This window comes from Pseudoalteromonas sp. S2755 (genome assembly GCF_005886535.1).
In the GTDB taxonomy this organism is placed as follows: Bacteria; Pseudomonadota; Gammaproteobacteria; order Enterobacterales; family Alteromonadaceae; genus Pseudoalteromonas.
The window spans coordinates 35,968-62,932 of the sequence record NZ_PNDS01000069.1; the positions used below are offsets into that span (position 1 = coordinate 35,968).

At 43.2% G+C, this 26,965-nt stretch carries 22 protein-coding genes and 1 pseudogene; 10 read left to right on the forward strand and 13 right to left on the reverse strand.

The window, feature by feature from the left end:
- The first annotated feature begins 100 nt into the window (after nucleotides 1-100).
- On the forward strand, nucleotides 101-730 hold the full coding sequence (gene udk / locus CWC03_RS12605) for a uridine kinase (RefSeq protein ID WP_010603723.1): 630 nt from the start codon (nucleotides 101-103) through the stop codon (nucleotides 728-730).
- A 12-nt stretch (nucleotides 731-742) separates the two neighbouring features.
- Entirely contained in the window at nucleotides 743-1,966 is a 1,224-nt protein-coding gene (locus CWC03_RS12610) for a NupC/NupG family nucleoside CNT transporter (protein WP_010369948.1), read from the forward strand.
- 165 nt (nucleotides 1,967-2,131) lie between these two features.
- On the opposite strand, the gene CWC03_RS12615 is transcribed toward CWC03_RS12610, so the two are convergent.
- Entirely contained in the window at nucleotides 2,132-3,016 is an 885-nt protein-coding gene (locus CWC03_RS12615; protein WP_138582209.1) for a DMT family transporter, read from the reverse strand.
- A 140-nt stretch (nucleotides 3,017-3,156) separates the two neighbouring features.
- Here CWC03_RS12615 and CWC03_RS12620 point away from each other — a divergent pair, with 140 nt between their 5' ends.
- From CWC03_RS12620 to CWC03_RS12625, 3 genes and pseudogenes are all read left to right on the forward strand, one after another.
- Nucleotides 3,157-4,146 carry a WD40 repeat domain-containing protein gene (locus CWC03_RS12620; RefSeq protein ID WP_138582210.1) on the forward strand — a complete coding sequence of 330 codons (990 nt, stop codon included), beginning with the start codon at nucleotides 3,157-3,159 and terminating at the stop codon, nucleotides 4,144-4,146.
- Nucleotides 4,147-4,196: 50 nt separating this feature from the next.
- Nucleotides 4,197-4,466, forward strand: a pseudogene (locus CWC03_RS23975) (DUF3667 domain-containing protein); the annotation flags it as partial.
- 66 nt (nucleotides 4,467-4,532) lie between these two features.
- Nucleotides 4,533-4,955 carry a hypothetical protein gene (locus CWC03_RS12625; protein ID WP_249314032.1) on the forward strand — a complete coding sequence of 141 codons (423 nt, stop codon included), beginning with the start codon at nucleotides 4,533-4,535 and terminating at the stop codon, nucleotides 4,953-4,955.
- Nucleotides 4,956-5,022: 67 nt separating this feature from the next.
- On the opposite strand, the gene CWC03_RS12630 is transcribed toward CWC03_RS12625, so the two are convergent.
- From CWC03_RS12630 to CWC03_RS12640, 3 genes are all read right to left on the reverse strand, one after another.
- Nucleotides 5,023-5,274, reverse strand: a complete 252-nt coding sequence (locus tag CWC03_RS12630; RefSeq protein ID WP_039496508.1) for a DUF2999 family protein — start codon at nucleotides 5,272-5,274, stop codon at nucleotides 5,023-5,025.
- A gap of 8 nt (nucleotides 5,275-5,282) precedes the next feature.
- Nucleotides 5,283-6,482: an RsmB/NOP family class I SAM-dependent RNA methyltransferase gene (locus CWC03_RS12635; RefSeq protein ID WP_138582211.1), complete on the reverse strand. Its 1,200-nt coding sequence runs from the start codon at nucleotides 6,480-6,482 to the stop codon at nucleotides 5,283-5,285.
- A 134-nt stretch (nucleotides 6,483-6,616) separates the two neighbouring features.
- Nucleotides 6,617-8,056 carry a chitinase gene (locus tag CWC03_RS12640; RefSeq protein ID WP_138582212.1) on the reverse strand — a complete coding sequence of 480 codons (1,440 nt, stop codon included), beginning with the start codon at nucleotides 8,054-8,056 and terminating at the stop codon, nucleotides 6,617-6,619.
- A 209-nt stretch (nucleotides 8,057-8,265) separates the two neighbouring features.
- On the opposite strand from CWC03_RS12640, the gene CWC03_RS12645 reads away from it, so the two are divergent.
- From CWC03_RS12645 to CWC03_RS12655, 3 genes are read left to right on the forward strand one after another with little or no spacing between them, the layout of a single operon-like run.
- The gene (locus tag CWC03_RS12645) at nucleotides 8,266-8,823 is read left to right on the forward strand and encodes a GNAT family N-acetyltransferase (RefSeq protein WP_138582213.1); all 558 of its coding nucleotides are present in this window, start codon (nucleotides 8,266-8,268) and stop codon (nucleotides 8,821-8,823) included.
- A 1-nt stretch (nucleotide 8,824) separates the two neighbouring features.
- Nucleotides 8,825-10,159, forward strand: a complete 1,335-nt coding sequence (locus tag CWC03_RS12650) for an NAD(P)/FAD-dependent oxidoreductase (protein WP_138582214.1) — start codon at nucleotides 8,825-8,827, stop codon at nucleotides 10,157-10,159.
- Nucleotides 10,159-10,689 (forward strand): GNAT family N-acetyltransferase, encoded by a 531-nt coding sequence (locus tag CWC03_RS12655; protein WP_138582215.1) that lies wholly within the window; start codon nucleotides 10,159-10,161, stop codon nucleotides 10,687-10,689. The genes CWC03_RS12650 and CWC03_RS12655 overlap by 1 nt, the downstream gene beginning before the upstream one ends.
- A gap of 51 nt (nucleotides 10,690-10,740) precedes the next feature.
- On the opposite strand, the gene CWC03_RS12660 is transcribed toward CWC03_RS12655, so the two are convergent.
- The 9 genes from CWC03_RS12660 to CWC03_RS12700 form a co-directional block, all read right to left on the reverse strand.
- On the reverse strand, nucleotides 10,741-11,427 hold the full coding sequence (locus CWC03_RS12660) for a putative outer membrane beta-barrel protein (protein WP_138582216.1): 687 nt from the start codon (nucleotides 11,425-11,427) through the stop codon (nucleotides 10,741-10,743).
- Between the two features lie 238 nt (nucleotides 11,428-11,665).
- Nucleotides 11,666-12,361: a hypothetical protein gene (locus CWC03_RS12665; RefSeq protein WP_249314027.1), complete on the reverse strand. Its 696-nt coding sequence runs from the start codon at nucleotides 12,359-12,361 to the stop codon at nucleotides 11,666-11,668.
- A 272-nt stretch (nucleotides 12,362-12,633) separates the two neighbouring features.
- Nucleotides 12,634-13,617: an HD domain-containing phosphohydrolase gene (locus tag CWC03_RS12670; RefSeq protein ID WP_138582217.1), complete on the reverse strand. Its 984-nt coding sequence runs from the start codon at nucleotides 13,615-13,617 to the stop codon at nucleotides 12,634-12,636.
- Nucleotides 13,617-16,901 (reverse strand): MHYT domain-containing protein, encoded by a 3,285-nt coding sequence (locus CWC03_RS12675; RefSeq protein WP_138582218.1) that lies wholly within the window; start codon nucleotides 16,899-16,901, stop codon nucleotides 13,617-13,619. Before CWC03_RS12675 ends, CWC03_RS12670 begins: the two co-directional genes overlap by 1 nt.
- A 177-nt stretch (nucleotides 16,902-17,078) precedes the next feature.
- Nucleotides 17,079-18,146 (reverse strand): lipocalin-like domain-containing protein, encoded by a 1,068-nt coding sequence (locus tag CWC03_RS12680; protein ID WP_138582219.1) that lies wholly within the window; start codon nucleotides 18,144-18,146, stop codon nucleotides 17,079-17,081.
- Entirely contained in the window at nucleotides 18,136-20,589 is a 2,454-nt protein-coding gene (locus CWC03_RS12685) for an ABC transporter permease (RefSeq protein ID WP_249314029.1), read from the reverse strand. The genes CWC03_RS12680 and CWC03_RS12685 overlap by 11 nt, the downstream gene beginning before the upstream one ends.
- Nucleotides 20,590-20,593: 4 nt before the next feature.
- Nucleotides 20,594-21,250, reverse strand: a complete 657-nt coding sequence (locus tag CWC03_RS12690; RefSeq protein ID WP_138582221.1) for an ABC transporter ATP-binding protein — start codon at nucleotides 21,248-21,250, stop codon at nucleotides 20,594-20,596.
- 107 nt (nucleotides 21,251-21,357) lie between these two features.
- Nucleotides 21,358-22,050 (reverse strand): SDR family oxidoreductase, encoded by a 693-nt coding sequence (locus CWC03_RS12695; RefSeq protein WP_138582222.1) that lies wholly within the window; start codon nucleotides 22,048-22,050, stop codon nucleotides 21,358-21,360.
- A gap of 142 nt (nucleotides 22,051-22,192) precedes the next feature.
- Complete coding sequence (locus CWC03_RS12700) at nucleotides 22,193-22,579, reverse strand: SpoIIAA family protein (RefSeq protein ID WP_138582223.1); 387 nt, start codon at nucleotides 22,577-22,579, stop codon at nucleotides 22,193-22,195.
- 170 nt (nucleotides 22,580-22,749) lie between these two features.
- On the opposite strand from CWC03_RS12700, the gene CWC03_RS12705 reads away from it, so the two are divergent.
- Both CWC03_RS12705 and CWC03_RS12710 read left to right on the forward strand, forming a co-directional pair.
- Entirely contained in the window at nucleotides 22,750-23,547 is a 798-nt protein-coding gene (locus CWC03_RS12705) for a putative porin (protein WP_138582224.1), read from the forward strand.
- Nucleotides 23,548-23,691: 144 nt separating this feature from the next.
- Nucleotides 23,692-26,943 (forward strand): S41 family peptidase, encoded by a 3,252-nt coding sequence (locus CWC03_RS12710; RefSeq protein ID WP_171040250.1) that lies wholly within the window; start codon nucleotides 23,692-23,694, stop codon nucleotides 26,941-26,943.
- Nucleotides 26,944-26,965 lie beyond the last annotated feature (22 nt).

The following is a 26,965-nucleotide window of genomic DNA, read 5'->3' on the forward strand; positions in this document are numbered from 1 at the left end:
ACCCGTTAAATTTGCTCATTAAGCGAGGCAAAAGAGATTAATCGTGTCTTTTTTGCTATTGTGATCTTCCAACATAAACAACTGCTGGGTGTGAACTTTAGTGACACGAACTATTATAGCCATAGCTGGCGCGTCTGCGTCTGGTAAGTCTCTTTTTAGTCAAACGATCTACAACGAATTAGTGAATGAGCTTGCCTCAGGCACTATCGCGGTAATCGAAGAGGACGCCTATTATAAAGATCAATCGCATTTACCTATAGAGCATCGTACTCAAACGAATTATGATCATCCTGATGCGTTTGAACACGAGTTGTTACGCGAGCATTTAACTAAGCTTCGCCTAGGTGAATCCGTAGAGGTTCCTACCTACGATTACGGACAGCATACACGTAGTGATAAAACTCGAATAGTAAACCCTGCTAAGATACTAATCGTCGAGGGTATATTACTACTGAGCGATCCTGCATTAAGTGAAGAGTTTGATATCAAGGTGTTCATTGATACACCTTTGGATATTTGTTTGCTGCGTCGCATGCAAAGAGATATAGAGCACAGAGGAAGAAGTCTGTCATCTGTGGTAGAACAATATCAGGCGACGGTAAGACCGATGTTTTATCAGTTTATCGAGCCATCCAAGCATAATGCCGACTTGGTTGTGACCCGTGGCGGTATGAATCGCGTTGCGATTGATATTATTAAAAGTAAAATAAAATATTTGCTACAAGAATAACGGGAAATTGGCATGACAACAATTATGAGCTTAGTGGGCATGATGATGCTCCTAGGCGTAGCATTTGCGTGTTCTACAAATCGCAGTGCTATTAATAAGCGCACCGTAGGCGTTGCATTTTTACTGCAAGTCCTTATTGGTGGCTTTGTACTCTTTATTGAAGCAGGTAAAAATGTACTAGCTTCAATGTCTAGCGCAGTTGCCAAGGTCATTAGCTATGCTAATGACGGTATCGGTTTCTTGTTCGGGCCATTAGCCAAACAAGACTCGCTAGGGTTTATCTTTGCGATTCAGGTGTTACCAGTGATCGTGTTCTTCTCAGCACTCGTTGCTGTGTTGTATCACCTTGGTATTATGAACTGGATCATTAAAATTTTGGGTGGTGGCTTACAAAAGCTGCTGCAAACGTCGCGACCAGAGTCGCTTTCAGCTACGGCAAATATTTTTGTCGGTCAAACGGAAGCCCCTTTGATCGTAAAGCCGTTTATTCCAAAAATGACGCAATCAGAGTTGTTTGCAGTTATGGTGGGCGGTTTGGCGACGGTGGCAGGCTCCGTTATGGCGGGCTATGTGGCGATTGGTGTTGAGCTTAAATATCTAATTGCCGCAAGCTTTATGGCAGCTCCTGGTGGTTTTTTAATGGCAAAAATGATTGTGCCAGAAACCGAGAAGCCACACGAAAACCTATCTGATGTAGATAGTGGTGATGATAAACCAGTAAATGTAATTGATGCGGCAGCATCTGGTGCATCAAGCGGTATGCACTTAGCACTGAACGTAGGTGCAATGCTACTTGCGTTTGTGGCACTTATTGCACTACTAAACGGTTTACTAGGCAGTATTGGTGGAATTTTTGATTACCCAACACTGACGCTACAAGAAATTTTAGGCTACGTCTTTGCCCCTGTTGCTTGGCTACTTGGGGTTCCTTGGTCGGAAGCCGTGACGGCAGGTAGTTTTATCGGCCAAAAACTGGTAGTTAACGAGTTTGTTGCCTACCTAGATTATATGAATTATCGCGATACGTTGAGCACACACACTCAAGCGATTGTCACATTTGCTTTATGTGGATTTGCTAACTTATCGTCGATTGCCATCTTACTAGGCGGACTTGGTGGTATGGCCCCAAGTCGTAGAAAGGATATCGCTCGCCTAGGGCTCAGAGCAGTGTTAGCAGGGTCTATGGCTAACCTCATGAGTGCAGCAATTGCAGGTTTCTTCCTCTCGCTAGCTTAGAAACTTATTGAGATAAGCCGCAGTTGCAAAACAATTGGTTGGTTGCTTTAAGGGGTTAAAGTGACCACACTAACTTGAACGATACTTCACCAAAGGGCCTTTTAGGCCCTTTTATCGTTTCTGGGAAATGCTTTTTTGACCTTAGCTAAGACCAACACCTCTCATCTATAGCTCCTTTATTGCTTTTGGCGGGAATACCCTTTCTTGTAGTCCAGTCACTAGACTCACTCCGAGCAAGACTAAAATACTGCCAAGGATTGTGTTCGCACCGATTTGCTCTTGCAAAAATAGATGTCCCCATAAAATCCCAAACACAGGAATTAAAAAGGTAACGGATAAAGCAGACGCAGCGCCGAGATCTTCAACTAACTTAAAATAGAGAATATAGGCAACGCCTGTGCATAATACGCCAAGTCCGACTACCGCACTTATCTCTGTAGTGTCAGGCATTTCTCTCATTGGCATAAACCAAATAAAAGGCAATACTAATAGCGCAGAGCCCCATAAGTTACCATGGGCATGATTAAATGCGCTCATTTTTGGTGCCGTTTTGGTGTAATGAGAGGCCACTGCATAGCTCAGAGTCGCACACAGGGTTGCAATAATAGACAGCCATGCGCCCTCATCCAATACTGTGCTATCCAATCCAACTAGCGTGATAACACCTGTAATCCCAAATCCACAACCTAGCCACACCGACTTTTGGGGCGGCACTTTTAGCCAAAACACACTGATTAACACACCCCAAAATGGTGCGGTTGAATTTAAAATTGAGAGCATAGAAGCATCAAGCGTTTGCACAGCATAAGCGAATAACATAAAAGGTAACGCTGAGTTAAACAGTCCGAGGATTAAAAAGTGCTTTTTGTACTGCCAAAAATGTAAATTGCGCTTTAATAGTAAGGCAACCGCGGCAAGCGTTAGCGCACCAAATAAGACTCGAAATTCAATGAGTACAGCAGGACCAAGAACACCTGCAGCCACCTTCATAAATAAAAATGAACCACCCCAAATTGCAGCAAGTAACACCAAACCAAGAAACCCTTTCACTCCATACTCCAAGGTTAATATTAATGGAGCTTTACCTTACGCCGATATATAAATACAGCACAAGCCATTTTTGGTACTGTCATTAGAATGTGATTAACTTTCTTTAAGAAAGAGGGAAAGGCTAAGACTTAAGGTACAAAATGAGACTCGCTTTTTACACAATGATAGTCGCTTTGCTTCTCTTCGCCGGGTGCAGCAAAAGGCAAACTTTAGCGCCAACAGAGCAAATACAATTGACTCAGTTGCCGGTTAGCCTCGCCCAACTTTCAAGTGACGCGGCGCTAACCATACTACTCATTGACGATCACTTAGTACAAGTTTGGGATAACCAAAGCCAACAGCTCATTAAACAAATTGAGGGAAGTAAATACCAACTTACTTTTCATGACGCTTTAATAGCGCCGAGCAAACGCAGTATTCTGAGTATTTCAGACACCCAACTCAACATCTGGCAATTGCACTCAAACGAAGTTGTCAGTTATTCATTACCAAAGTTTGACTCATTTATTCGCGTTACCAAGGCCCTGTGGTCCAGCGACGAGCAGTTTATCGTCCTTGGCTACAATGACGGCAGCATACTACTTTTGAGTTTAGACAAGCGGATCATCACCAGAATAAAGCTTCATGAAAGCAGCATTACGCATTTGATTTTTAATCGTAACTTGACCTCGCTCTACTCTGCTTCTTTAGACGGTCACGCTAAAAGGCTTGAGTTACAGAGTAAAGAAGTCATCGTAGATTATGAGTTGCCTCATCGTATTACCAGTTTGGCATTATCACAAAATGAAAATTGGCTGTTCGTTTCAGACGCCCTGCAAGACCAAAAATTCATTGATACTCGCACAGGTGAACAAGTATTATCTCTATCCTATCCTCAGCGCTTCAAGTTTTTTCGAAGTGCACAGTTTGTCGCTGACGACAAATTTCTGCTAACCACTTCTTCTAAGGAATATATTTCGTTGTGGGAATTAACGTCGGGAAAAGAGATTGTCAGTTGGCCAATTGCACAACTAAATCTGGGCAGCACTGTTTATGATATACATATCTCCGATAGCAATGTGCTCACGACGATAAGTTCAGATGGGGTACTGGAAAAGTGGGCCTTAACACCTATATTGTTTGATTATTAGAAACGAAAAAAGGTAGCATTCATCGATAAGAAAAAATAATAAATACATCTATGGATCACTCAAATTTTGACAATCAATCGCACTGTTTAAATTGCCACACTCTACTTGTTGGCGAGTACTGCTCAGGTTGTGGACAAAAAAAAGCGTCGAGACTGACCTTTAAACACTTACGCATTTTGCTTCAAAGCGCACTACTTGAACTCGAATCCCCTTTTTTTAAATTACTTTTTGGATTATTACTTCGACCTTTTAAGACCATTCTTGGATATTTGAATGGACAGAGAAGTCGCTTTGGTAATCCCTTCAAGTTTAGTTTTATTCTACTCACCGTTATCGTGCTTGCCTCTCACCTACTTGAAATCAGCTTTATATCCAGCAGTCAACTTTTGGAATCGAAAGAGCAGCTCAAATGGCAGTCTGAAATCGCACTATATGAGGCTACTCATGTTTATCGCGTCTTTATTCTGGCATTTTTACTCGGATTAGCCTCTAAGCTAGTGTATCGTTCTGCGCCCTACACAATGCTGGAGTACGCTATAGGACACCTACTCATTCTAACCCTAAGCATACTGATATTCTCAATTCCACTAATGCTGGGTATCATCAGCGAGCAGCTTTACGCAATTTTTTCGCTCTTATTTTCTGGTTTGTACAGCATAATACTTAACTATAAAATGGCGGAGCATGAGCTAATAAAGTGGAAAAATCGGGGTAAGGCAATACTTGCCTACGCGATAGGATCGACCCTATTTTCTGGTATTCTCGGATTTTTATTTGGGGTGTACGGTGGTTTTACTCACAAGATTTGATCTGCATGTGAGTTATTTAGCTATGCCCTAGACAAGGCTGAGCTTGTCTAGGGCATAGCCATTAATACTACTGTTTTAGCTGTGCTTTTGCAGCCTCAACCTTTTCAAAATCAAGGCCTAATTCGTTAACTGCTTCTTTGATTAATGCCGGATTTTGCATTACCAAAGCCATCAACTGTTGAAGCTTTTCAGGTGGAATACCTAGTTGTTGAATAGTCGCCATCGCCATCATTGGATTTTCAGTCAGTTGGGTAAATACCGCTTGGATCTGTTCATCCGAAATATTGTGCTCTTTAAGTAATGCAATGATTGGGTTCATCTTGTTTCCTAACTATTTTTTACTAATCGTGCGGCGTAAAAACCGTCAAATTCTGAATTTACTCCTGGCAGTAAACGTAGTGAGTCTTCTAACTGCCAATTGGGGTTATTTGCCAAAAAGCGTTCAACCTGCTGCTCATTTTCAGAAGGAAGAATAGAGCAAGTTGCATACACCAATTTGCCGCCCACCTTACACATTTGACTGTAGCGCGCCAAAATATCGCTTTGCAAAGCAATAAGTGTGTCTAAATTTTGCGAATTCAAGTGCCACTTTGCATCTGGATTACGCTTTAATACACCAAGACCTGAGCACGGCACATCCAGTAGCACGCGATCAAACTTCTCTTTTTGACGCTTAATGGTTTTATTGTTTTGAATAACGCGCGTTTCAGCAACATGCACACCAGCACGTTTCGCTCGTTGTTTCAGCGTTTCAAGCTTATGTTCATGGATGTCCATAGACAACAAGCGACCTTTATTCTCCATTAGCGCCGCTATATGTAAGCTCTTGCCACCAGCGCCTGCACAGGCATCAACCACTTTATGGCCGGGCTGTATTTCTAAAAAAGGCACGATTTGCTGAGAACCTGCATCTTGCATTTCAAACCAACCCGCCTGAAACGCTTGAGAGCGGAACAGATGGCTATTGGACTCAACTTTTAGCGCAACATGAGAATCAAGTGCAACCTGTGAGACCTTGATCCCTTCTTTTGCTAAGGACTCTGTCACTGTCGCAATATCGCTTTTTAGGCTATTTACTCGCAAATATTGTTGAGCACTTTGATTTAGCGCGGATGCAACCGCAGGCCACTGCTCACCCAGTTGCTCGTTTGCAACCTCGTTTAACCAATCAGGTAAAGATAAACGAACGGCTTGAGGCGCCTGCTCAATTAAGCTTTGCAGCTTTTCCAGATTATATCGCTCGGTATCCACCCACTCTGGAAGCGGCTGCGCTGTAACAACTTGGCAAGTTAACCAGTAGCCAAAGCCATCTAGCGGCATTTCTTCATGCTCAAGTAGGTAAGCCAGTAGCCGTTTAAAGCGGAAGATATGGTAATAGTTGCTCACCACATACTGCCTTTCATCAAGGTTCCACTGAGGGTTATTCTGTAGCAGTTGAGTTAATGCTTTATCGGCATGAAGAGAAGTATCTAGTACATGTTCAATGCACTCAGACAGAGTTTGAACTAACGAGCGAGTTACAGACACGATATGGTCTCGATTATTGCTAAAACACTATTTTAGCGCGCATACCATAGGGCATCAATTAGAGTTTATGATCTTTGCCAGAGAATCTTAAAAGTTGTGAGGCCAACATAGCTAGCCCCACAGCTATTAATATATTAGTTAACTGCTAACCAAGGGCCTGAGCCATCGGCAGTTGGGATATTTCCTTTGGTCCACCATTTGGCTTCGTAGATCACACCATTGTAGCTCGCTCTATCACCTTTTAAGTAAACCTTGTCGGCATCCCAAGCGGGTACACCGTCAACAGGCGGTTCAGTCGGGTTGGTTGGTAAGTCATCAACGACACGAACTTCTGGCCAGCTTGCGTGTGATTGATAAAAGTTTGTCACGCATTTCTCGTAATCCCCCGGCACGAGTGCTGAATAAGCCGTTTGATATCCCACGAGTTTACACTCAAATGAATATCCTCCGGGGCGATCTGCATAATAAGCCCAATCACCTTCCCAGTTGGTGTAGAGTACATCAGTTGCGCCGTCAAGATTTAAGCTTCCGTATGGTGTTTGCTGCCAACAGGTATTTTCTTCATCGGCTTCAATGGTGATGTTGTAATAATGCGAGAGTCCTTCCCAATAACGAATACGGTTAACGGGCTGGCCTTTGTCTTTATTTTGCGCGCCGCATTCAATCCCCCCATTGATAATATTAATCGTGGTACCAAAGCCATAACCAATCCCCGCGTCACTTTCACGCAGTGATGGCGTCCAAGTTCTATCAATAACGTGTAACATTGCAGGTTTTGGCGCTTGCGGCGTTAAGAAAAACCAAATCGCAGACGCTAAATTTAGCCAAGAGTCGGCTACTAGACCTGGATTGTTTAATAGCACCGTGGCATCACCATTAAACATGACTTCACTGAATGCACCATAGTTGAAGTGGTATGAAAGCTGCTTAGCGCCTCGGCCAAAATACCCTTGTCCTGTCCCACATGGCCAGCGGCGGTTCTGCCAGTCATTTTGTCCGCACCCCGTGGTATAGCCTACTTGTCCTTCTGACCAACCCATTTCACGCACATGAACCAATGCTTGTTGCCACTCTTCTAACCCGAGAGGGTTATCAGAAGTGTTGTCTTTGGCAATATGCCCCCCCGTTTCTTGGGCAAAATGCGCAAATGCAGTCACGATTGAGCGTTTACAGATTGCGTCGGCGTCTCTGCCATCAGTATAGTCGCCACAAAATGCGGGAAACTTACCAATAGCACGCAAAAAGCGCGTATAGGTGTATTCAGGCGCCGCCATTTGCGTAAGAAATTGCCACTGGGTTTGACCAAATACTCGCTCAGCTCTTTTTACATTATCTGGATTACTGGCAAGCCCCGGCGCAATGGCCTCTACAACGGCATTATCTCTTGTTTCCAGTGCTTTAGACCAAATAGCATACATAGGGTTGTTGGTTTTCGCGCTCTCGGCATTCTTCAATTCTATTCGAGAAACAATATAACCATTGGGGTTTTGTGGATCGGGCTGCGGACTCATGGCCATCACTTGACTTGCAGTTATGGCAAGCGAAACTGTAGTCGCTAGTTTTAGAGTATTCATACTTTTCCTTTACATGTTGTTGTTAATAGTGGAACCCACCGATTCAACAATTATTAACAAAATGACATCGCTGTCAAATTTTGTTCACTTTTAATGCTTACCACTCTTGTAAAAAGCGCCGGTTAAAATTGCTGAATCTTCGCGTTTTTGGTACATAATCTAAAGTGGTATGCTAGGGCATCACCGTAAATAACAACAACAGAGAGCCTATGAAAATTATTCCTTTACAACCAGAACATTTCGAGCGTGTTATCGCACTTGGTAATCTCGTTCATGGTGATAATTATCTTGATAACACGGGCATTGAACAAATGCGCCAAAAAGGCTGTAAAGACGGGATCAATGCTTCCTTTGTTGCCCTAAACGATGAAGATGAGCTGCTCGGTTTTAGGACATCATATAGTGCCGGACAATGGCCTATAGATAAGTGGAGCTCACCGCCTTTGTGGCCTGTCGATCAAAATGACATGGCATATTTTAAATGTATCGCGGTGTCACCGAGCGCACAAGGCCAAGGTATTGGACCCCAATTACTAAAACACGCAATAACAGCATTAAAACAGCAAGGCGCAAGAGCTGGCGTTGCTCACCTTTGGAAACAAAGCCCAGGTAACGGTGCCGTTAAGTACTTCACCAAAGCCGGTGGCAAACTGATCAAAGTCCATGATGATAAGTGGCTAGACGACTGTATCTATCACGGCTATGTTTGTACTATTTGTGGTACTGAATGCCACTGCCAAGCAGCAGAAATGGTATTGGAGTTTTAAAATGTCAGGCTTTGATCCTCTCACTCAGCCACATTGCCAAGGCCAAGCTTTTGCTAACAGTTACTGGGCTGCAACTTGCCCTTTAGGTGCGCCCACCCCTTCACTAGATAAACCATTACAAGTAGATATTGCGGTGATCGGTGGTGGCTTTACGGGCTTACTTACCGCCTACCACTTGGCAACCACTCATCATCAAAGCGTTGCCCTATTTGAAGCAAATCAAGTTGGCTTTGGCGCGAGCGCGAGAAATGCAGGGTTTGTGCTACCCAGTACGGGCCGACTTGGCTATGCGCAACTGGCCAAAAAGTATGGTTTAGATGTCAGTAAAGCCATATATCAAGAATACAATAACGCCGTTGCTTTAGTGCGAGAACATATCGACACCAATCACATTAATTGCAATGTGCAGGCATCCGGATATTTGAAAGTTGCACACAATCAGCAGGCATTTTCGCTACTAAAAACGCAGTCTGAGTTTCTCACTGCAACTATGGGTAGCAAGAACCATCAGTTACTGTCTCAGCAACAACTGACCGAAACCTATATGCATAACCAACAAGGGTTTGGTGCGTTGCGATTTGACAACGCGTTTGGTATTCACCCTTTGAAGCTGTTGCTCGGTTATAAGGCATTAGCTCAACAAGCTGGTGTACAACTTTACGAAAATAGTCTGGTCACCCGCCACAAGAACCCAAATGGCAACCACCAGCTAGAAGTGAACGGCCACAAAATTTCAGCAAATAAGGTAGTGATCGCAGCGAATGCTTATGCTCAGCGACAATTTTCGCCGTTAACTCAAGGGCGTTACTTGCCTATTTTAAGTAGTATTATCGTGACTGAACCTCTTAGTGATGAGCAACTCGCTGCCAAGGGCTTAATCACAGAGCAAGTCGTCATGGATACCAGACGGCTTAAATACTACTATCGTCGCCTTCCCGACAACCGTATTTTGTTTGGTGGACGAGGTGCGGTGTTTGGACATGATCAGGACAATGCAAAATATCAACATAACTTGCGCTCAGCACTTAACGACTGCTTTCCTAACCTCAATGCTAGAGTAGATTATTTTTGGAGTGGTTATATTGCCGCCGCGCTTGATGATCTTCCCCATATCTACAGTGAAAATAACACCGGATACGTACTTGGGTATTGCGGCTCAGGTGTGGCGTTTAGTGCACAGGCAAGTATTCGTCTCGCTGAGCAGTTAATGGGTCGTAAAGTCCCTAATTTACCCATCTATACGAAGCCACTACCCAAGTTTCCAATGCCACGATTACGAAGAGTAGGTCAACTCGCGTATTACCAATATGCACAAATAATGGACAGGGTGACGTAATGCTCAACGTTACTATTCGTCCGGCTGTTGCTTCTGATGCAGTGACACTTGCCGCGATATCTATTCAAGTTTGGCTTGATACCTATGCGCAAAAAGGGATCCGTCATGAGTATGCTCAATTCGCGCTAGAAACTTTTTCATCGGCTTACTTTTTGGAACGCATTGAAAGGCCCGAGTTTAATATTTTCGTTTCTGAGCAAAACGGTCACCTTTTAGGTTTCATTCTGACCAATCACAACTCAGATTATAATAACGAAGGTTATGGTTATGAAATTGAAAAACTATATGTGTTAAGACATTTTCAGGGGAAAGGAGTAGGTTCTCAGCTAATGAACTATGCTTCTATAAAACTCGGCCCTTGTTTTTGGCTCTATACTTGGGTAGAGAATCAAGCAAACCTATTTTATGAGAAGTATGGGTTAACTAACGTTGGAAAATTTACGTTTACGTTCTATGAGTGGGAAATTGAAAATAACGTTTTTCGTTCATCTAACACTTTAAAACACTTGTCGAATATCGCGCAAAGGTAACATAAAAGATGTATAGATACAGCCGCCGGTTAGCGACTGTATCTCGCTCGTTTAAAAGCTATATCTTAAGTTCATACCAAAATTATCGTATTCGTCTACATTTCTATAGCTGATATTGGCTGAGATGCTGTCGGTAAATTGGTAACTAAGCTTGGCTAAGTATACAAAGTTAGTTTCGCTTTCATCGTCTTGAATGCGCTCAACACCGAGACCAACGCGCGCATTCAGATCTCCAAACGAGTGCTCGTAGGCAGCTTCGATATGGTAATGATCACTCGTGTCACTCTCTTTATCAGAGAAGATTTCTTGATAACGGTAACCATCGTTAGATGTAATATTTGTGATGCCTGAATAATCCAGTTCTAATTTATATCTAGAATAACCGCCATATACATCAACAAAACCTGCATCTGTTACATCAAATTGATGACCAACTAAAAGGGTAAGATAATTTAAATCTGTCTCAACTTTAACCGTTGCCTCTATATTTGCGTAATAATCGCTTTCGATTAAAGTATCATTAAAGTCATCACTTAATGCCGCATAAGTACCTTGAAGATAAAAGCCGTCAAAAGCCTTGTTGACCGTAATTGCGATACCCGTAGGCTTGAATTCATCAACGCCATCAAGCGTGATTTTTCCGTAGCCTAGTTCAACGAAGTCTGTTGAGTTTGCTAGACAGGCTGTTGATGCAAATAGTGCTGATACTAATGCCACTTGCTTTAAAGTTGAATTCACGATCCACTCCATCATTCTCGTAGTTAATTCGTGGCGCATACTACTGAAACTACATATAAATACAACCAGAACCTAAAACAAATACAATATGACTTTGTAACAAAGCTTGTTGCTATTAATCAAAGGGTTAACTTGTTCGAGTTCAACTTATACCAAGCGGAAGAAGATTAGATAGACATTTTAGAAGTGGATGTCATGCCGTTCACACCAAGGTTAACGGCATCACAGGGCGTTGTCGTCAGAAGCTATACCTCAAATTCAGGCTGAGGGTATTGTAGACCTCAGCATTTCTATAGCTCACGTTTGCAGAAATATTATTGGTAAAACGATATCCAACCTCGGCCAAATACACTAAATTATTCTCACTTACATCATCCTGGATCCGCTCAAAGCCCACACCTAACCTAAAGTTAAGGTCTACATGTGTATAGTCATAAGCAGCTTCTAAATGATAATGATCACTTGACTCATTTTCCCCTTGATCAAGAAATAATATAAGTTCTTTATTGGTGTAACCATCATAGTACGTCGTATTGACTAAGCCTGAATAAGCTATCTCCAATCTATGCCTAGAATAACCGCCATAAATATCAATAAGGCTATGATCATTCAAATCAAACTGCTTCCCGGCCAATAGGGTATAAGTTCTAGAGTCAACATCGAAATCTAATGTAGTTAATACGTCTTCTTCTGCACCATAAACTATTCCGGTAACCGCGACATCATCAGCCATAAGAGCAGAGGAGCCTTCAAGGTAAAGCCCACCAAATTCTATATTTGCTGTAATGACAAAGCCTCTAGGTTCAATCTCACTGACGCTATCGAACGCTATCCGACTAAATCCAAGCTCCATAAAATTTGTTGAACTGGCGATGCTAGGTAATGAAGCTAACATGGCGGTAAGATTTATTGCCATAGTTGAAACTGATTTCACAATCATATCCTTGTTGATAGTTCCATGATTAGAACCCAATATAGATACAAATTATTCGCATAGCAAATGCTTTGCAATATAAGCAGCCTAAAAAGACCTTACCACCTCCCTCTTTCTTTATTCAAAAGCATTAATCGAGCTCTCTCTTTTAGCCAGCAAAGATAAGCTCCCCTGTTGCTCAACTTTTGCTTAGATTACCAGACGGCAAATCGAGCGTCGCGACCAAAACACACTCAGGGGAACAAAAGCCAAACAGCGAAGGTCAATAGGCCCTAGTCATACTGCGCTTTAATTTTTAGAATTTCTGGTAGGTTTTCATCGAGTAATTCAACTAATTTAGGGTCAAAGTGTTTACCGCTTTCAGAGTGGATAAAGGCCAATGCCTTTTCAATAGGCCAAGCCTCTTTGTATGGGCGTTTTGAAGTAAGTGCATCAAACACATCCGCAAGTGCACAGATCCGTCCTTCAAGTGAGATTTCTTCCCCTTTTAATCCTTTTGGATAACCGCTTCCATCAAATTTCTCGTGGTGCTCCATTGCCATTAAATATGCAAGCTTGACGAGTTTTGAATCAGAGTCCGCGAGTATGTTTGCACCCAGTTCAGCATGTTGTTTCATCACTTCATATTCTTCGGCATCTAAACGTCCAGGTTTCAGCAAAATGCTGTCGGCAATACCGACCTTGCCAATATCATGCATTGGTGCAGCGAGCATCAAATCTTCCGCATACGCTTCCGGTAAACCACAAGCTTTAGCAAGCACAAAGCAGTAGCGGCTCATTCTTGCAATGTGTTGGCCTGTTTCATTGTCTTTGTATTCCGCTGCCTGACCGAGTCGCTGCATCAGTTCAACGTATGCACTTTTAAGCTCAGTGGCACTCACTAAAGACAAGTGCGTTTTTACTCTGGCTCTAGTTATCGCAGGGCTGATTGGCTTTGTAATGTAATCAACACCACCTAGCTCAAAGCCTCGAGCTTCATCAAACTCTTCACTCAAGGCGGTAACAAAAATCACCGGGATCCTCGCCGTAGATGGAGCCTCTTTTAATTTAGAGCAAACTTCAAAGCCTGTCATTTCTGGCATCATAACATCGAGTAAAATTAAGTTAGGTAGTTCCTTATCTACTAACTCCAGCGCTAATTTTCCTGACTTTGCAAACTTCATACGATATTGATTGCCCAGCGTTTGCTTTAGAATTTGCAAATTTGTTGCTTCATCGTCAACGGCTAGGATAAGAGGTTTGTGGTCATTTATCATTACACATCAGTACTCATTAATTGTGCGAGAATTTCCTCCGCACGTTCAAATTCAAAATCATCCAATGCATGTTTCAACGCCTCTACCTGGCTTCGGTAAGTAAGAGGAGCACTTTCTAACAAAGCGTCGAGCACATCATCCTCAACTTGTGCCTCATCTATCATCTCTTTTGCTTGTAGTAAGTTTTGCTTAAACAAGAAAACGTCGCCCTCACTCAGCGCGTTGGTCACAACTTCTTCATCACTCAAGCCAACCACGTCGTCTAATTTTTCAATAATGAGCGCCATTTTAGTTCTCAAGCGCTCGTCAATCTCCTTTTTACCCTCTATTTGCTCTAGCAGAGCAAATAGTGTCTCCAAAGCCAAGTTTCCAGCAATGCCTTTGATAGTATGAATACTCTGTAGTACAACATTCGTAAACTGGCCTTCGTGAGCAAATAGTGCTATCACCTCTTCTCTTTTATCTTCCCAAAAACGCGCTAACTCTTTTAAAAACCGAGCTTCACTGCCCCACAAATTTATCGCTCTAGCTCTATTAATAAGCTGTTTGTTGGTGGTTTGCCTTACTCCAATCGACGTATGAGCAATACTGATATGGAGCGTCTCAGCAATAGTGCGAGTTAAATCTTCTATCACCACAGGTTTTGAAGCAAATGCAGCCATACCAGCCGCTTTTGCAGCCGCTCTATCCTCGCCTAACACACTCGCGGTAAGTGCTATTACCGGTGTCTCTTGTTGCCTGTTTTCTTGTTCATATGCTTTGATAGCGCGCGTCGCCTCAAGTCCATCACAACCCGGCATATGGATATCCATTAGAATAAGATCGTATTGTTGCATTTTTGCTTTTTCGATGGCCTCAAGCCCATCTCCTGCAACCTCTATACTATGACCTTGCTTTTCAAGTAATAAACTCAACAATTCGGTATTTTGTTGAATGTCATCAGCAACCAAGATCCTTAACGGGGGAAGTTCGACATGAACGTCTTGTGCTACTGCAAATGCCGCTATTTTCTTAAGAGGCACTGTAAAATAGAAAGTAGACCCTTTTCCAAGCTCACTATGAGCCCATATTTTTCCACCCATTAACTCGACTAGTTGGCGACTAATGGTCGTCCCAAGGCCTGTACCACCAAAGCGGCGGCTCATGCTCTCATCAGCCTGCTCAAAGGGATTGAAAATTGAATCTAGTCTATCGTTGGCAATCCCTATACCTGTGTCCGCAATTTTAAACAGCACATAATCGTCATGAGAGGACTCAACGCTAAGCTCTACGCTGCCCTGTGCAGTAAACTTAATGGCATTACCCAATAAATTAACTAATACCTGCCGTAAGCGATCGGAAGCTCCATGGTAAGTTTGATGCAAAGTATGACTCATCGTGAGTTCTAGTTTTAAGCCTTTTTTCTTTGCTTGATACCAAAACGTCGATACCACGTTGTCGAGTAGCTCAGAAATACAGAAATCATTTTCAATCAGATCAAGCTTGCCTTGGTCTAACTTAGCAGAGTCTAAAATATCATTAAGTAAGTGCAACAGTGCCTTTGCACTGGTAAGAATAGTATTTACATGCTTACTTTGATCAGGCTTCAGCGCAGACTCTCGAAGTACTTCACTAAATCCTAAAATGGCATTCATCGGCGTGCGGATTTCATGACTCATGTTCGCCAAAAACGCTTGCTTGGAAGCCGCAGCGCTTTCAGCGATGCTTTTCGCCGCACGCAGCTCATCTTCCATTTGCTTACGCTCACTAATATCGAGTAATACGCCAGCGATTCCTTCGACCTTACCCGCTTGGTCATACTCAAACGAGCCTTTATCAAGTACCCACCTAGTATGGCCAGATTTGTGTAATATCCTATATTCCAAGGAATAACTCGCTTTACCACTTTGCAGCGCTTGTTCAACGACATCGTGAGTTAAATTGATATCGTCTTCAACAATCAAGCTGGAAAAATGGACTTGCCCAGACATAAATTCCTCTGCCCGATAGCCTGTAAGCTGCTCCACAATGGGGCTTACGAAAGATAGCGTCCAGTCGCTATCAATATTGCAGCGAAAAGCAACACCAGGCATATTATTTAACAGTGTTCGATAACGCGCTTCCTGCTCAATCAGCGCTTTTTCCATTTGCTTTTGCGCTGTTAAATCTGTAATGAAGCCAACATAAAACGCGCTTTGATCTTTTAACTCAACCTCGCCAATTCCCAGCCGAATAGGTACTAGATGCCCTTGCTTATGTAGCGCCTTGATTTCACGGCCAACCCCTTTAAATTGCTCAAGATAAGCGATGTCAAAAGCGACACCTGTCTGCGCTTCTTTGGGTTTAGGCAAAAACACGGCAACATTGCGACCAAGTGTCTCTCCCTCAGACCATCCCAAAATTCGTTCAAATAATGGATTACAGCTCTTGATTATCCCTTCACCATTGATAGTGATGATCCCATCAACCGCCGTTTCAAGAATCGCTGCAAGCCTAGATTCATTCGCGGCTTTGTCTGCAGCCACCGAACGGTACTTGCTAGCTGTGTGAATAAGCGCAGATAAAGCACTAATGATCATACTGACGGCGGCAATAAACAGCGCAAGCGATTGTGTGTGTTGCTCTTGTATCTCTAGGCTAATAACTGGTGAGTCAGATACAAACTTTGCCGCCTGCATGCCTGTGTAATGCATTCCCGATACCGATGCACCAAGCGCCAAAGCGCCTAACCATCTGACGATACTAGTATTGTTATCACTGATATAATCGCGCAGCTTACTTCTTGCTTGAATTGCAATGAAGGCAAGAGACACTGCAACAATAATTGATAAACCAAAAAGTGCGGGGTCATAACCCAACATAGGGCCAAGCTGCATGGCTTCCATACCGCTATAGTGCATAGTACCTATACCGGCCCCCAAAATGACAGCGGCGAGCCCTTTTATTGCAAGTGTGACGTTGGGTCGAGTTATCAAATCGAACGAAACCCAACAGCCTAAGAAAGCAGGAAAAATAGACGCCGCAGTAAGCCAAGGATCGTAATCCACTTCAACACAGAGTGAGAACGCCAACATGCCAATGAAGTGCATACTCCAAATACCACCAGACATGGCCACAGCACCGCCAAATTTTGCGAGCCGATTTATACGACTATTTTGATTTTGCTCAGCAAAGTCGATCTGGATAAGCGTAAAAAATGAGGCAATAACAGCCACCAGCACGGACAACGCCACAAGCGTAGCGTCATAAGTTCCGTTGAGTAGCAACTCTGGTGCGGGATCGGTTACAAAAAACGTATTTAACATAGCAACACGGATAGTAAGATATTCTTAAAGTCTAGCTTTCTAGGACTGAGTTTGACAGAAAAAATCGCTGTCAAAACAAGATTTCAGGATAAATTCACGTTTATTGTGGGCTAGTACTGTCTCATTAGGCAATGTAAAGACATTATAGGGACAAATATTCGGTGTAGCCATTGCAGGCTATTCGTATCCGACTAGCTCAGCGTACCCTTCACCTGTATAGCCGCCGGACACCCTTACTCTTCCTTCCCAATACGGGATAGTCAACTGGTTTCTCGCATCACGATTTATACTTTCTATCAGAATAACAGGTCTATGCTTTAGCCGTAGTTGCCATTTAAGTGGATAACTTACTCCATCTAACGAAACCTGCTCCAAAACACTCAATTGAATATCCTTATGGGCTATTTCTGTCGCTCTACCCTCTGCTGTAATTTCAGTACCCCGGCAATCTTTGTAGATTTGTTGGCTATCACGAATGCAAAATACCATTAGTGCACCATTCGACCTGTCTTGACCCCGAATACTAAACCAGTCCCAGCCGCGCTGTGCTTTGCTGATAAACGAGGAAGACCATTCTCTATCGAGCCACGCGTTACCGCTAACTTGATGGGTTGCACCTTGAAAAGTAAGCTCACCCGTGACGCTTAAAAAAGGATAGCTATAGTAAATGGAGGCATGGCCATCGGACGTTTTTTCACTGTAGCCATTCTTCCCATGAAACACTATCGGACTTTTTTTCAGTGTTAAATTAACACGATTTTTTCCTTCCTCAGCATGGAGCGTTAACGGAAAAAATGTTTCCATCTCGCTGCGCAAATACCAATTATCTAATTGCGTGATAAATGGGTCAGCTTGAATTTTTACTTGACCTGCTCTGCCGTACCGTTCGAAAGCTTGATGCTTAGTATTGTCTTGAATTGCAAAATGCGCAAAATATAACTCACCATCCCACCATGGACTGGCATATTGAACACTGGCAACAGAGGTTCTAAATAGCGTCCATTGAACACCAAATTCCTGCCCTGAGTCACTTTTTAAGTTTGCAGTAACATACCACCATTCAATGCCTTGATCAGGATGGCTGCCGTGATCAAGTGGAAAACTCAATTGGTATGACGGAGAAACCGGCTCACCTAATTCAAGATTGAAAAAATCATTTTTTGAATTAGGGGCTTCTGATAATTCCGGTGTGCAGCCAACTCCCACAATTAGCAGTAATAAAACGATAAAATAATTAGTCTTCATACAACAGATCCGCAGTATCGTAACGACTCAGTTTGAGTAGAGGTAGTACACTAACCAGCAAAGCTAAAGCAAAAATGAGGGTGATAAAGACCGCGATATCAAGATAAGGTAATAGAAAAGGGATCGTCCAACCGAAGCCAATTGGCATCACAAATTTAAGCAAGATCCAGCCGAGCATTCCCCCGAGTATCGTCGCCAACACTAAACTCACCAGCAAAATAATGGCGCTCTGCGCTAATTTAATGGCAAACGCTTGCCAAGTGGTAACGCCTAATGTTTTTAAGATGGCCAAAGGTTGAATTTGCTTAGCGCCGAGTGTCAGTAATGATACCCACAGCCCAAATAGCGCGATAGCAACTATCATTAAATTTAACGCGTGTGTTGCGTAAAATGTATGTTCAAACAAACGCGTAGCGTATTGTTTAAAACGCTGATTTTGAACCACTTGAGAGTCGTTTAAATGAAATTGCTGTATGACCTTTTGCTTAAATGAAGCGGTATCAATATCTGGCTTTAGAACAACTGAAAAACCATATGCTTCATAGTTAAGCCCGGCGTTTTCAATTGCATCACTAACAGCGACGAACACCGCGCGCTGTTCGCCATAATCATAATAAAAACCCGTTATCTCACAGTTAATATGCTTTTTGCCTTGCTGCAACCGAATATGCTGGCCAAACTTAACGCCATACAATAATTTGCTTGGCTCATTAGCAAGACACCCACTCACATTCTTATTCGCATCATAGTAAAGCACCTGGTTATTAACGGCGGCGCCCGAAAGTAGCGTAAGATTATAGTGATGTTCGCCAGATCGGCCGAAGCTAATTAAGCTCGCTGATTGAGTACTTTTTTGATGTGAGCTCAGGTCATAACTTATCTCTGCACGCCAGAATACACCAACCTTTTCAATATCCTTTTGGCTTAAGAGCCAATGATATTGTGTATCAGATACTTCGCCAGGCCTCACATATAGATCTGCGCTAAGGCGACCATCTAAATGGATCTGCAAAGCTGAACTAAAACTACTCACCATAACTTGCAACCCTACGGAAGTGCCAACCGCAAGCAATACGGCATAAACACTGATCGTAAGTACTGTGATCTGCTCGCCACTGTCTGCTTTCATCCATTTAACCATTGGATCCCGAGTTGGAATACCTTTAAACGCGGCTCGCAGTACCACTGGTGTTATCATAAAAAAGAGTAATAGAAGGCAAACGCATAACCCAAGCGCATGAAATGGCGCTTCGCTACCAAGATAAAAATACCCAGCGGCCACAGCCAGTAGACTTCCACTCACTATTTTACTCTGCCAAGATTTATAAAAAGTAAGAGGTTTTACTTGGCAATAGGCCACACTGGTAAGTACCAAAAGGTTTAACACAAATGCTTGCAGCACGACTAACCAACTGAAATTAACCGGTAAACGCCTATCTAACGCGAACAAGCTCTCTAACGCCATAGAGATCTCGCTCACCAATAAGTTCGCCCCCAAGGAAGCCACACCTGCGCCCACTAGTGCAGCAATCAAGCTTAAGACGAGCACCTCAATGACTACCGCTGCGATTACATTTTCTTGAATACAACCGAGTAGTGTGAGTTGCTGATGCAGTTTTTTTCTTGCGTGCAGACAAAGCTTTATAGCGTTAAAACTTAAAAAAGCACCAACCACGTAGCCTAGGAATGCGAGTGCTTGCAGGTTAAAGAAAAATGCCTTCGACAACGAGTCGAATGACTGTGCTTGTGCACTTTGTAGCTGTGCTTTGTCACCTAAAACCTGTCTAACCTTTGCCTCATCCAATACTGCATTTGAGATTTCTATATAACTCATTCGGCCTGATGAATTCAGTAAATGGTCAACTAATGCAATATCGGCTAATGCGACATCACCAGTCAGTTCCGATAAAACCACAAAGTGTACATCCGTATCTAGGAACTCGCTCACTTTATGCCTACTGAGCGACAACTGTTGAGCCATCGTGTTAGATACGTAAATTGTATTAAATCCGAATTGCAATGGCACATTTTGATTGCCTGATTTATCTTCCTGTGGTTGCGCTTTAGGCAAAGCCAGCCATTGCAAAGTATTAACCCCTTTTATGCGAAGTCTATTCCCGCTCGGCAGAGTCAGCACGCCCTCCAAAACGGGCTCAGCAGATACAACTCCTGCGTTTCGAAGCGCCGTCCATACATCGCTAGTCAACATCTCGCGGCCTACGCTTGGCCGAACAAAATGACTGATTGGATTGTTAATAAGTGCGCTAGTTTGCTGATAGCGATCCGTTGCTTCTTGATTTAGTCCTCGAATTGAGCCAAGCAAAGCACTACCCAAAGACAAGCCAAAAACGAATAACAAAAACAACCAAAGGTGCCTTTTGTAGAATTGGATAAAAACCGTAAGTACCAGCCTAATTTCTGATAACGCGCTCAGCCGTTCCATCGTTTTAACCATAAGCACGGTTATTTTGAATGGTGACTTTTCTATCGAGGCTGTCAGCAAGATGTTGGCTGTGCGTAACCATTAGCAAGTTAACGCCTTGCTCTTCACACAGCTCACGCAGAAGTGATACCACTTCTTCACTTTTCGCAGCGTCTAAGTTTCCTGTCGGCTCATCGGCCAGTAATAACTTAGGCTTGTTGATCATGGCACGTGCGATACCAGCTCGCTGCTGCTCGCCACCTGACAATTGCTGAGGCAAGGCTGTTAACTTATGCAAAATCCCCAAACGTTCAGCCAGCGCATTGACATCGTTTCGCTTTGGGTTCAATTGATTGAGCTGTGCTTGAAAGACAATATTATCGTAGACAGATAAAGGTGCAAGCAATTGATAGTGTTGAAATATCATCCCTAATTTGCGGCGATATAGTGCCTGTTCGGTATCATTAAACTGAGTAATATCCTGGCCATCAATAATAATACTGCCGCTATCGGGCCTTAACAAACCACCGATCAGATGGATCAATGTGGTTTTACCCGACCCACTATCACCAACAATAGCGACTTGTTCTTTAGCAGCAATACAGAGATTAAGCTTATCTAATACAGCTCGATTCACCTCACCATCACGGCGCGTGAAGACTAAATTTTGAACTTCTACCACTGTATGCACATTCCTTTACTACTATGTAGACGCTACTCAACGCATCTTCCTCATTAAGTAACCAAATTTTTTAATTCTCGTGTAAGCGCAGATTAGTTGTCAGTTTATTACCAAGGAATAGCGTCACCGCGATAGTCGTAAAAGCCACCGCTTTGTGCATCCACAAAGTGAGATAATACAGAATAGATCCCATTTGCAGACTCATCTGAAGTAATTAACGCATTGGGGCCACCCATTTCGGTTTGGACCCAGCCGGGGTGGATAGCAACTGTGCGGATCCCCTCGCTCAGTAAATCATTAGACAAGCTTTTTACCACTGAGTTTAGCGCAGCCTTCGAACTGCGATAGATATAGCCGCCACCTTTGGTATTCATGGTTTGGCTACCTACCTTAGAGGAGATGGCCGCAAAAATCTTTTCATTGCCGTTGCAAAGGTGGGTGTAAAATAGTTCTGCAAGTCGCATGGTGGAAAATGCATTAACCTCCATCACTTCTCGCCATGCTTCTATATCGGTTTCACCAAATGCATAGTCTTTCGGCCCATACATACCCGCATTGTTGATAACGATATCGATAGGCACCGGTGCCAGTTTCTCGCTTAATTCTTCCATCTGGTCGTAATTGGTCACATCTAAGGCGAATACTTGGAGTTCAGGAAAAGTTGGCGCAAGAGAATTCAGCTCTGTTGCAATAAGCGGGTCTCGACAAGTTGCTAACACGTGCCAACCAGCCTGCAGATAGGTTTTAGTTAACGCAAGTCCAATACCGCGGTTTGCACCAGTAATCAGTATTTTTTTCACAGTGGAAGCTCCTAAGCCGTTATGACAAAAGCCAATGATGTTAATTCACTATACTGATGATAGGTTGAATAATCCACTTTTTGCACACGTGACTAGCATCTCGAGTTACAATGCATAAACTATGAATTTAATTCAACATTAATCAATCTCTTTCATTAAGCCAACTCAGCGCATCTTCCTTATCATCAAAATACTTCACTTTACCAGTAACAAACCAGTTACCTATTGTTGCGGCTAGTCGGTGCCAATTTTTACCACCGTATATTGCTACCTTGGCAAACTCAGTGCTATGCTCAAAGGCGAGTTGGAAGTCATCCCACATGGCTCTTGGCTCCCAGCCTTCAAAATCAGTCGCATCAAGAAATGCATAGATTTTAGGCGATGTTACCGCTTTCAGTGCACTCTCGATTATTGGTGTAATAACAACATAATCTTCATGAGTGAGTTTACCTGTAGGCTTAAGTGTAAGATAAATATTATCTCCAAAGCGCTCAGTGCCTATTGATATGCCATGGAATGAATTCATCATATTCTCTTTCCTTATGTTTATCTCATAGATAAAAAGCATAATTAAGTCTCAGCTTTTTTGCCAATATCCACACTTTTTTCATTATTGTCAGCTTCCGTTCAGATTTCTAATACTACCATGCGCGCCGTTGAGTCGATGTAGCTCAATATATGGAAATTAAAGGGATGACTATGAAAAAACTACTATCTATCGCAGCTGTTTCACTACTTGTTTCAGCAGCAGCTCAGGCTAACACGGGTAACGTACAAAAAGAGTGGTTCAACACCGCTAGTTACACGGATTATGATGGCTCTGACAACCGCGCACTGATGCTTTCTTCTCGCTATTTCTTCGCACCTCAAGAATCAGTAGGCGTATGGGATGATTTTGGCTACCTTGATACGGACAGCAATGTAGGCGTTGATTATTTTAACGATGATTATTCAAATGCTTTCTCAGCACGTGGTGAGGGCTTTATCACTAAAGAATGGTTTGTAACTGCTAGCATCGCAGATCTTGGCGAAGCTGACGACCATTACTCTTTCGGTTTTGGCTACCTTTACAATGACAACCTAAAGCTAAGCATTCGCCAAGAAGAGTTTGAAAACGGTGATACTACTTGGTTCAAAGCTGAGTACAATCACGAACTAAATTCTACAGATTACATCGGTTTCACAGTTGAAACTGAAGACGAATTTGATTTTCTAAACCTAAGTGCACGTTACTTCATGCACGTTGGTGGTGACAGCTATTTCACAATTGATGTAGAGCACAACCGTATTGATACTGATGGTTTTGACGATAACGTAACAAACGTGCTTGCAAACTACTACTTCACTCGCAACTTTGCGCTTGGTCTAGGTTCATATGACTCAGACTTAGCGGTAGAAGCTAAATACTTCTTCAACGACACTTACTACCTTAAAGGTAGTGTAGTTGACACAGACGGCGGTGAAACAAGCAACCTAACTTTTGTTGCTCAGTTCTAAATCAACACATGATTGAGGTACATCCGTACCTCCCCCAACTATTCAACACCTCTTCGCGACCACACTCCGCGTTGGGGTGTTTTTTCACATTTTGAAACAAGCTACTCATCTAAATTGGGTGCATTTCACTTACCAATCGTTATTATGTATCAAAATAATAACGGAAATGCCTATATTATGATGAAGATAAAAACACTCGTGCTTGCCATTGCTGCGGCAGCCGCGCCTTTTGTTTCAGCGTATCAGACCGAAGATACCCGCCTACTCCGCTTTCCTGATATTCACAAAGATAAAGTCACTTTTGTATATGCTGGTGATATTTATATTGCTAATACCAGCACAGGTAAAAGTCAGCGTCTGACCGACCATGTAGGTTTTGAAACTTTCCCTAAGTTCTCACCAGATGGCAGCAAAATCGCTTTTGCCGCTGAATATAATGGCAGCCGCCAGATCTATGTGATCAATGCCGATGGTTCTGGTTTAAAACAACTAACATATTATAACGACGTAGGCCCAATGCCTCCCCGCGGTGGTTTTGATTATCGTGTGATGGACTGGACGCCTGACGGCAAACATATCGTTTTTAGAGCAAATCGCACACCATGGGGCAAACGTATGGGTCGCCCATATATGGTGCCAGTAGAGGGTGGACTTGAGCAGCCGATGGCCATCCCAGAAACCGGTGGTGGTATGCTCTCCCCTGATGGTAGCAAGTATGTTTATACGCCAATCGACAGAGAGTTTAGAACCTGGAAACGTTCTCGTGGTGGTCGAGCGCAGGATGTCTGGATTTACGATCTTGAAAATAATACGTCCAAACAACTTACGACTGACAAAGCAACCGACCAGCAACCAACTTGGGTGAATGACAGTATTTACTTCGTGTCTGATCGTGACTACACGCTCAACCTCTATAAATATCGCGATGGTAAGTCACCGATAAAAATGACTGACCACAAAGACTTTGACGTGCTTTGGCCATCAGCTGGACCAGATGCCATTGTTTACGAAAATGGCGGCTATTTATATCGCTTTGACGAAGCGACAAAGACCGCGAAGAAGCTAAAAATTGATGTTTCAGGTGTGCGTCAATATGCCATGCCATATAGTAAAAACGTTAGCGACTTTATTGATTCAATGGATATATCACACGATGGTAAGCGTGCATTGTTTACTGCCCGTGGTGAGTTATTCTCAGTCCCAGTAAAACAGGGCCCAACTCGCAACCTTTCTTACACGCCAGAAGGCCGCGAAATTGAAGCTAGCTGGTCACCAAATGGTCGTTATATTGCCTACATGAGTGATAAAACAGGTGAATATGAGATCTATCTAAAAGATAGAGCAAATAACAACAAAACCATCCAGTTAACTGACAATGGTACCATCTGGCGCTTTACGCCAATTTGGTCGGCTGATAGCAGCAAACTGCTCTTTGCTGATAAAAACCATACGCTATGGTGGGTTGATGCGAAATCTGGCGATATGCATAAAATTGACACCGCCAAATACGACGAAGATGGTCTAACCGAATATACTTGGTCGCCAAACAGTGAAGATATTGTTTTTGTTAAGAACAATGAAAACCGCTACGCCTCGCTTTGGCACTATAATACTGAGGATAAAAAGGTCACTCGCCTGACTGACAACATGACCAGTGAGCGTAACCCGACTTTCTCTCCTGACGGTAACTACATTTATTTCACTTCTGAGCGCGACTATAACCTCACCTTTAGCAGCTATGAATTTGATTATATGTTTAATAATGCCACACGCATTTATAGCGTTGCGGTGAATAGTCATATCAAGCCATTAAACGCGTTTGAAAGTGATGAGCTAAGCATTCAATCAGACGGCGAGACGAAAAAAGACAGTGACAAACAAGAAAATTACATTGAGGCCAACGGCTTTATGTCGCGGGTTGTATCACTCTCAGCCCCAGCGGGTAACTACGGTTCGCTTACAGGTGTTGAAGGTGGCGTACTAACCTTAACGGGCGGTGCGTTGAAGCTCCTAGGCACAGAACCCGATAGCAAACTAGAGACGGTTGCCGAAGGGGTGAGCAGCTATAAGGTTGCCGCTGGTGGTAAGCATCTAATTGCTCGTGCTGGCAATAATTACAGTGTTATAGCGCCTAAGCCAAAACAGGACTTAAAGAGCAGTCAGCTTGACCTATCTAAGATGACACTGAAAATCGACCCTAAAGTTGAATGGCAACAAATGTATGTGGAAGGCTGGCGTACATTGCGTGATTGGTTCTACGACGAGCATCACCACGGTCAAGATTGGGATGCAACTTTAGATAAATATCAACCACTTGCCAGCGCTGTCGCACACCGTAGCGACTTAGACTATGTACTTAGTGAAATTGCGGGAGAAATCAATGCAGGTCACATTTATGTACAATCTGGTGATGCCCCAACAGCCGAACGCAAAAAGCATGGTTTACTTGGCGCAGAAATAAGCGCGCATCAGTCTGGCTACGTAAAAATTGAGCGTATCTACAAAGGTGAGAACTGGCATGAAGACTACCGTTCACCACTCGATGAAACCGGCGTGAATGCCAAAGCGGGAGATTACATCATCTCGGTAAATGGTCGCTCGGTAAAAGACGTAGTTAACTTTTACGAGCTACTTGAAAATACCCAAGGCGAGCAAGTTGAGTTGGTATTGAGTAAATCACCAAGCGCTGATGATAGCTGGAAAACCACGGTAAAACCTGTCGCCAGCGAGCAAGGCTTACGTTACATGGCATGGGTTCAATCACGCGCAGACTACGTGGATAAACTATCAAACGGTAAGATTGGCTACGTTCACCTACCAAATACTCATTATGATGGTAACCGTTCATTATTTAAGAACTTTATGCCACAAACGAGTAAAGATGCGCTGATCATCGACGACCGATATAACGGTGGCGGCTTTATCCCTGAGCACATGATCACTTGGCTTGCTCGTAAACCGCTTAATTACTGGAAACGTCGTGGTGTTGAGCCAACAAGAACTCCACAGTTTGCTCACGATGGTCCAAAAGCGATGTTGATCAACGGCTATTCAAGTTCAGGCGGTGATGCTCTACCTTATTACTTCCGTCAGGCAGGTCTTGGCAAACTAATTGGTACTCGCACTTGGGGTGGCCTTATCGGTATCTCAGGTAATCCAAGTCTTGTTGACGGAGGTCAGGTTATCGCTGCAACCTTCCGCATTCTTGATAATGAAGGCAATTGGATCATCGAAAATGAGGGCGTCAGCCCTGACATCGAAGTGATCGATAGACCTGAACTGATCCATGCAGGTAAAGACCCGTCGGTCGAGCGTGCAGTGAAGGAGCTGTTGAATGAGTTAAAAGATAGCCCGAAGAAAACACTGACAGTGCCTCCAGCGCCATCTAAGTTCTGAGCGAGTAACTTAGCTCCTCGAA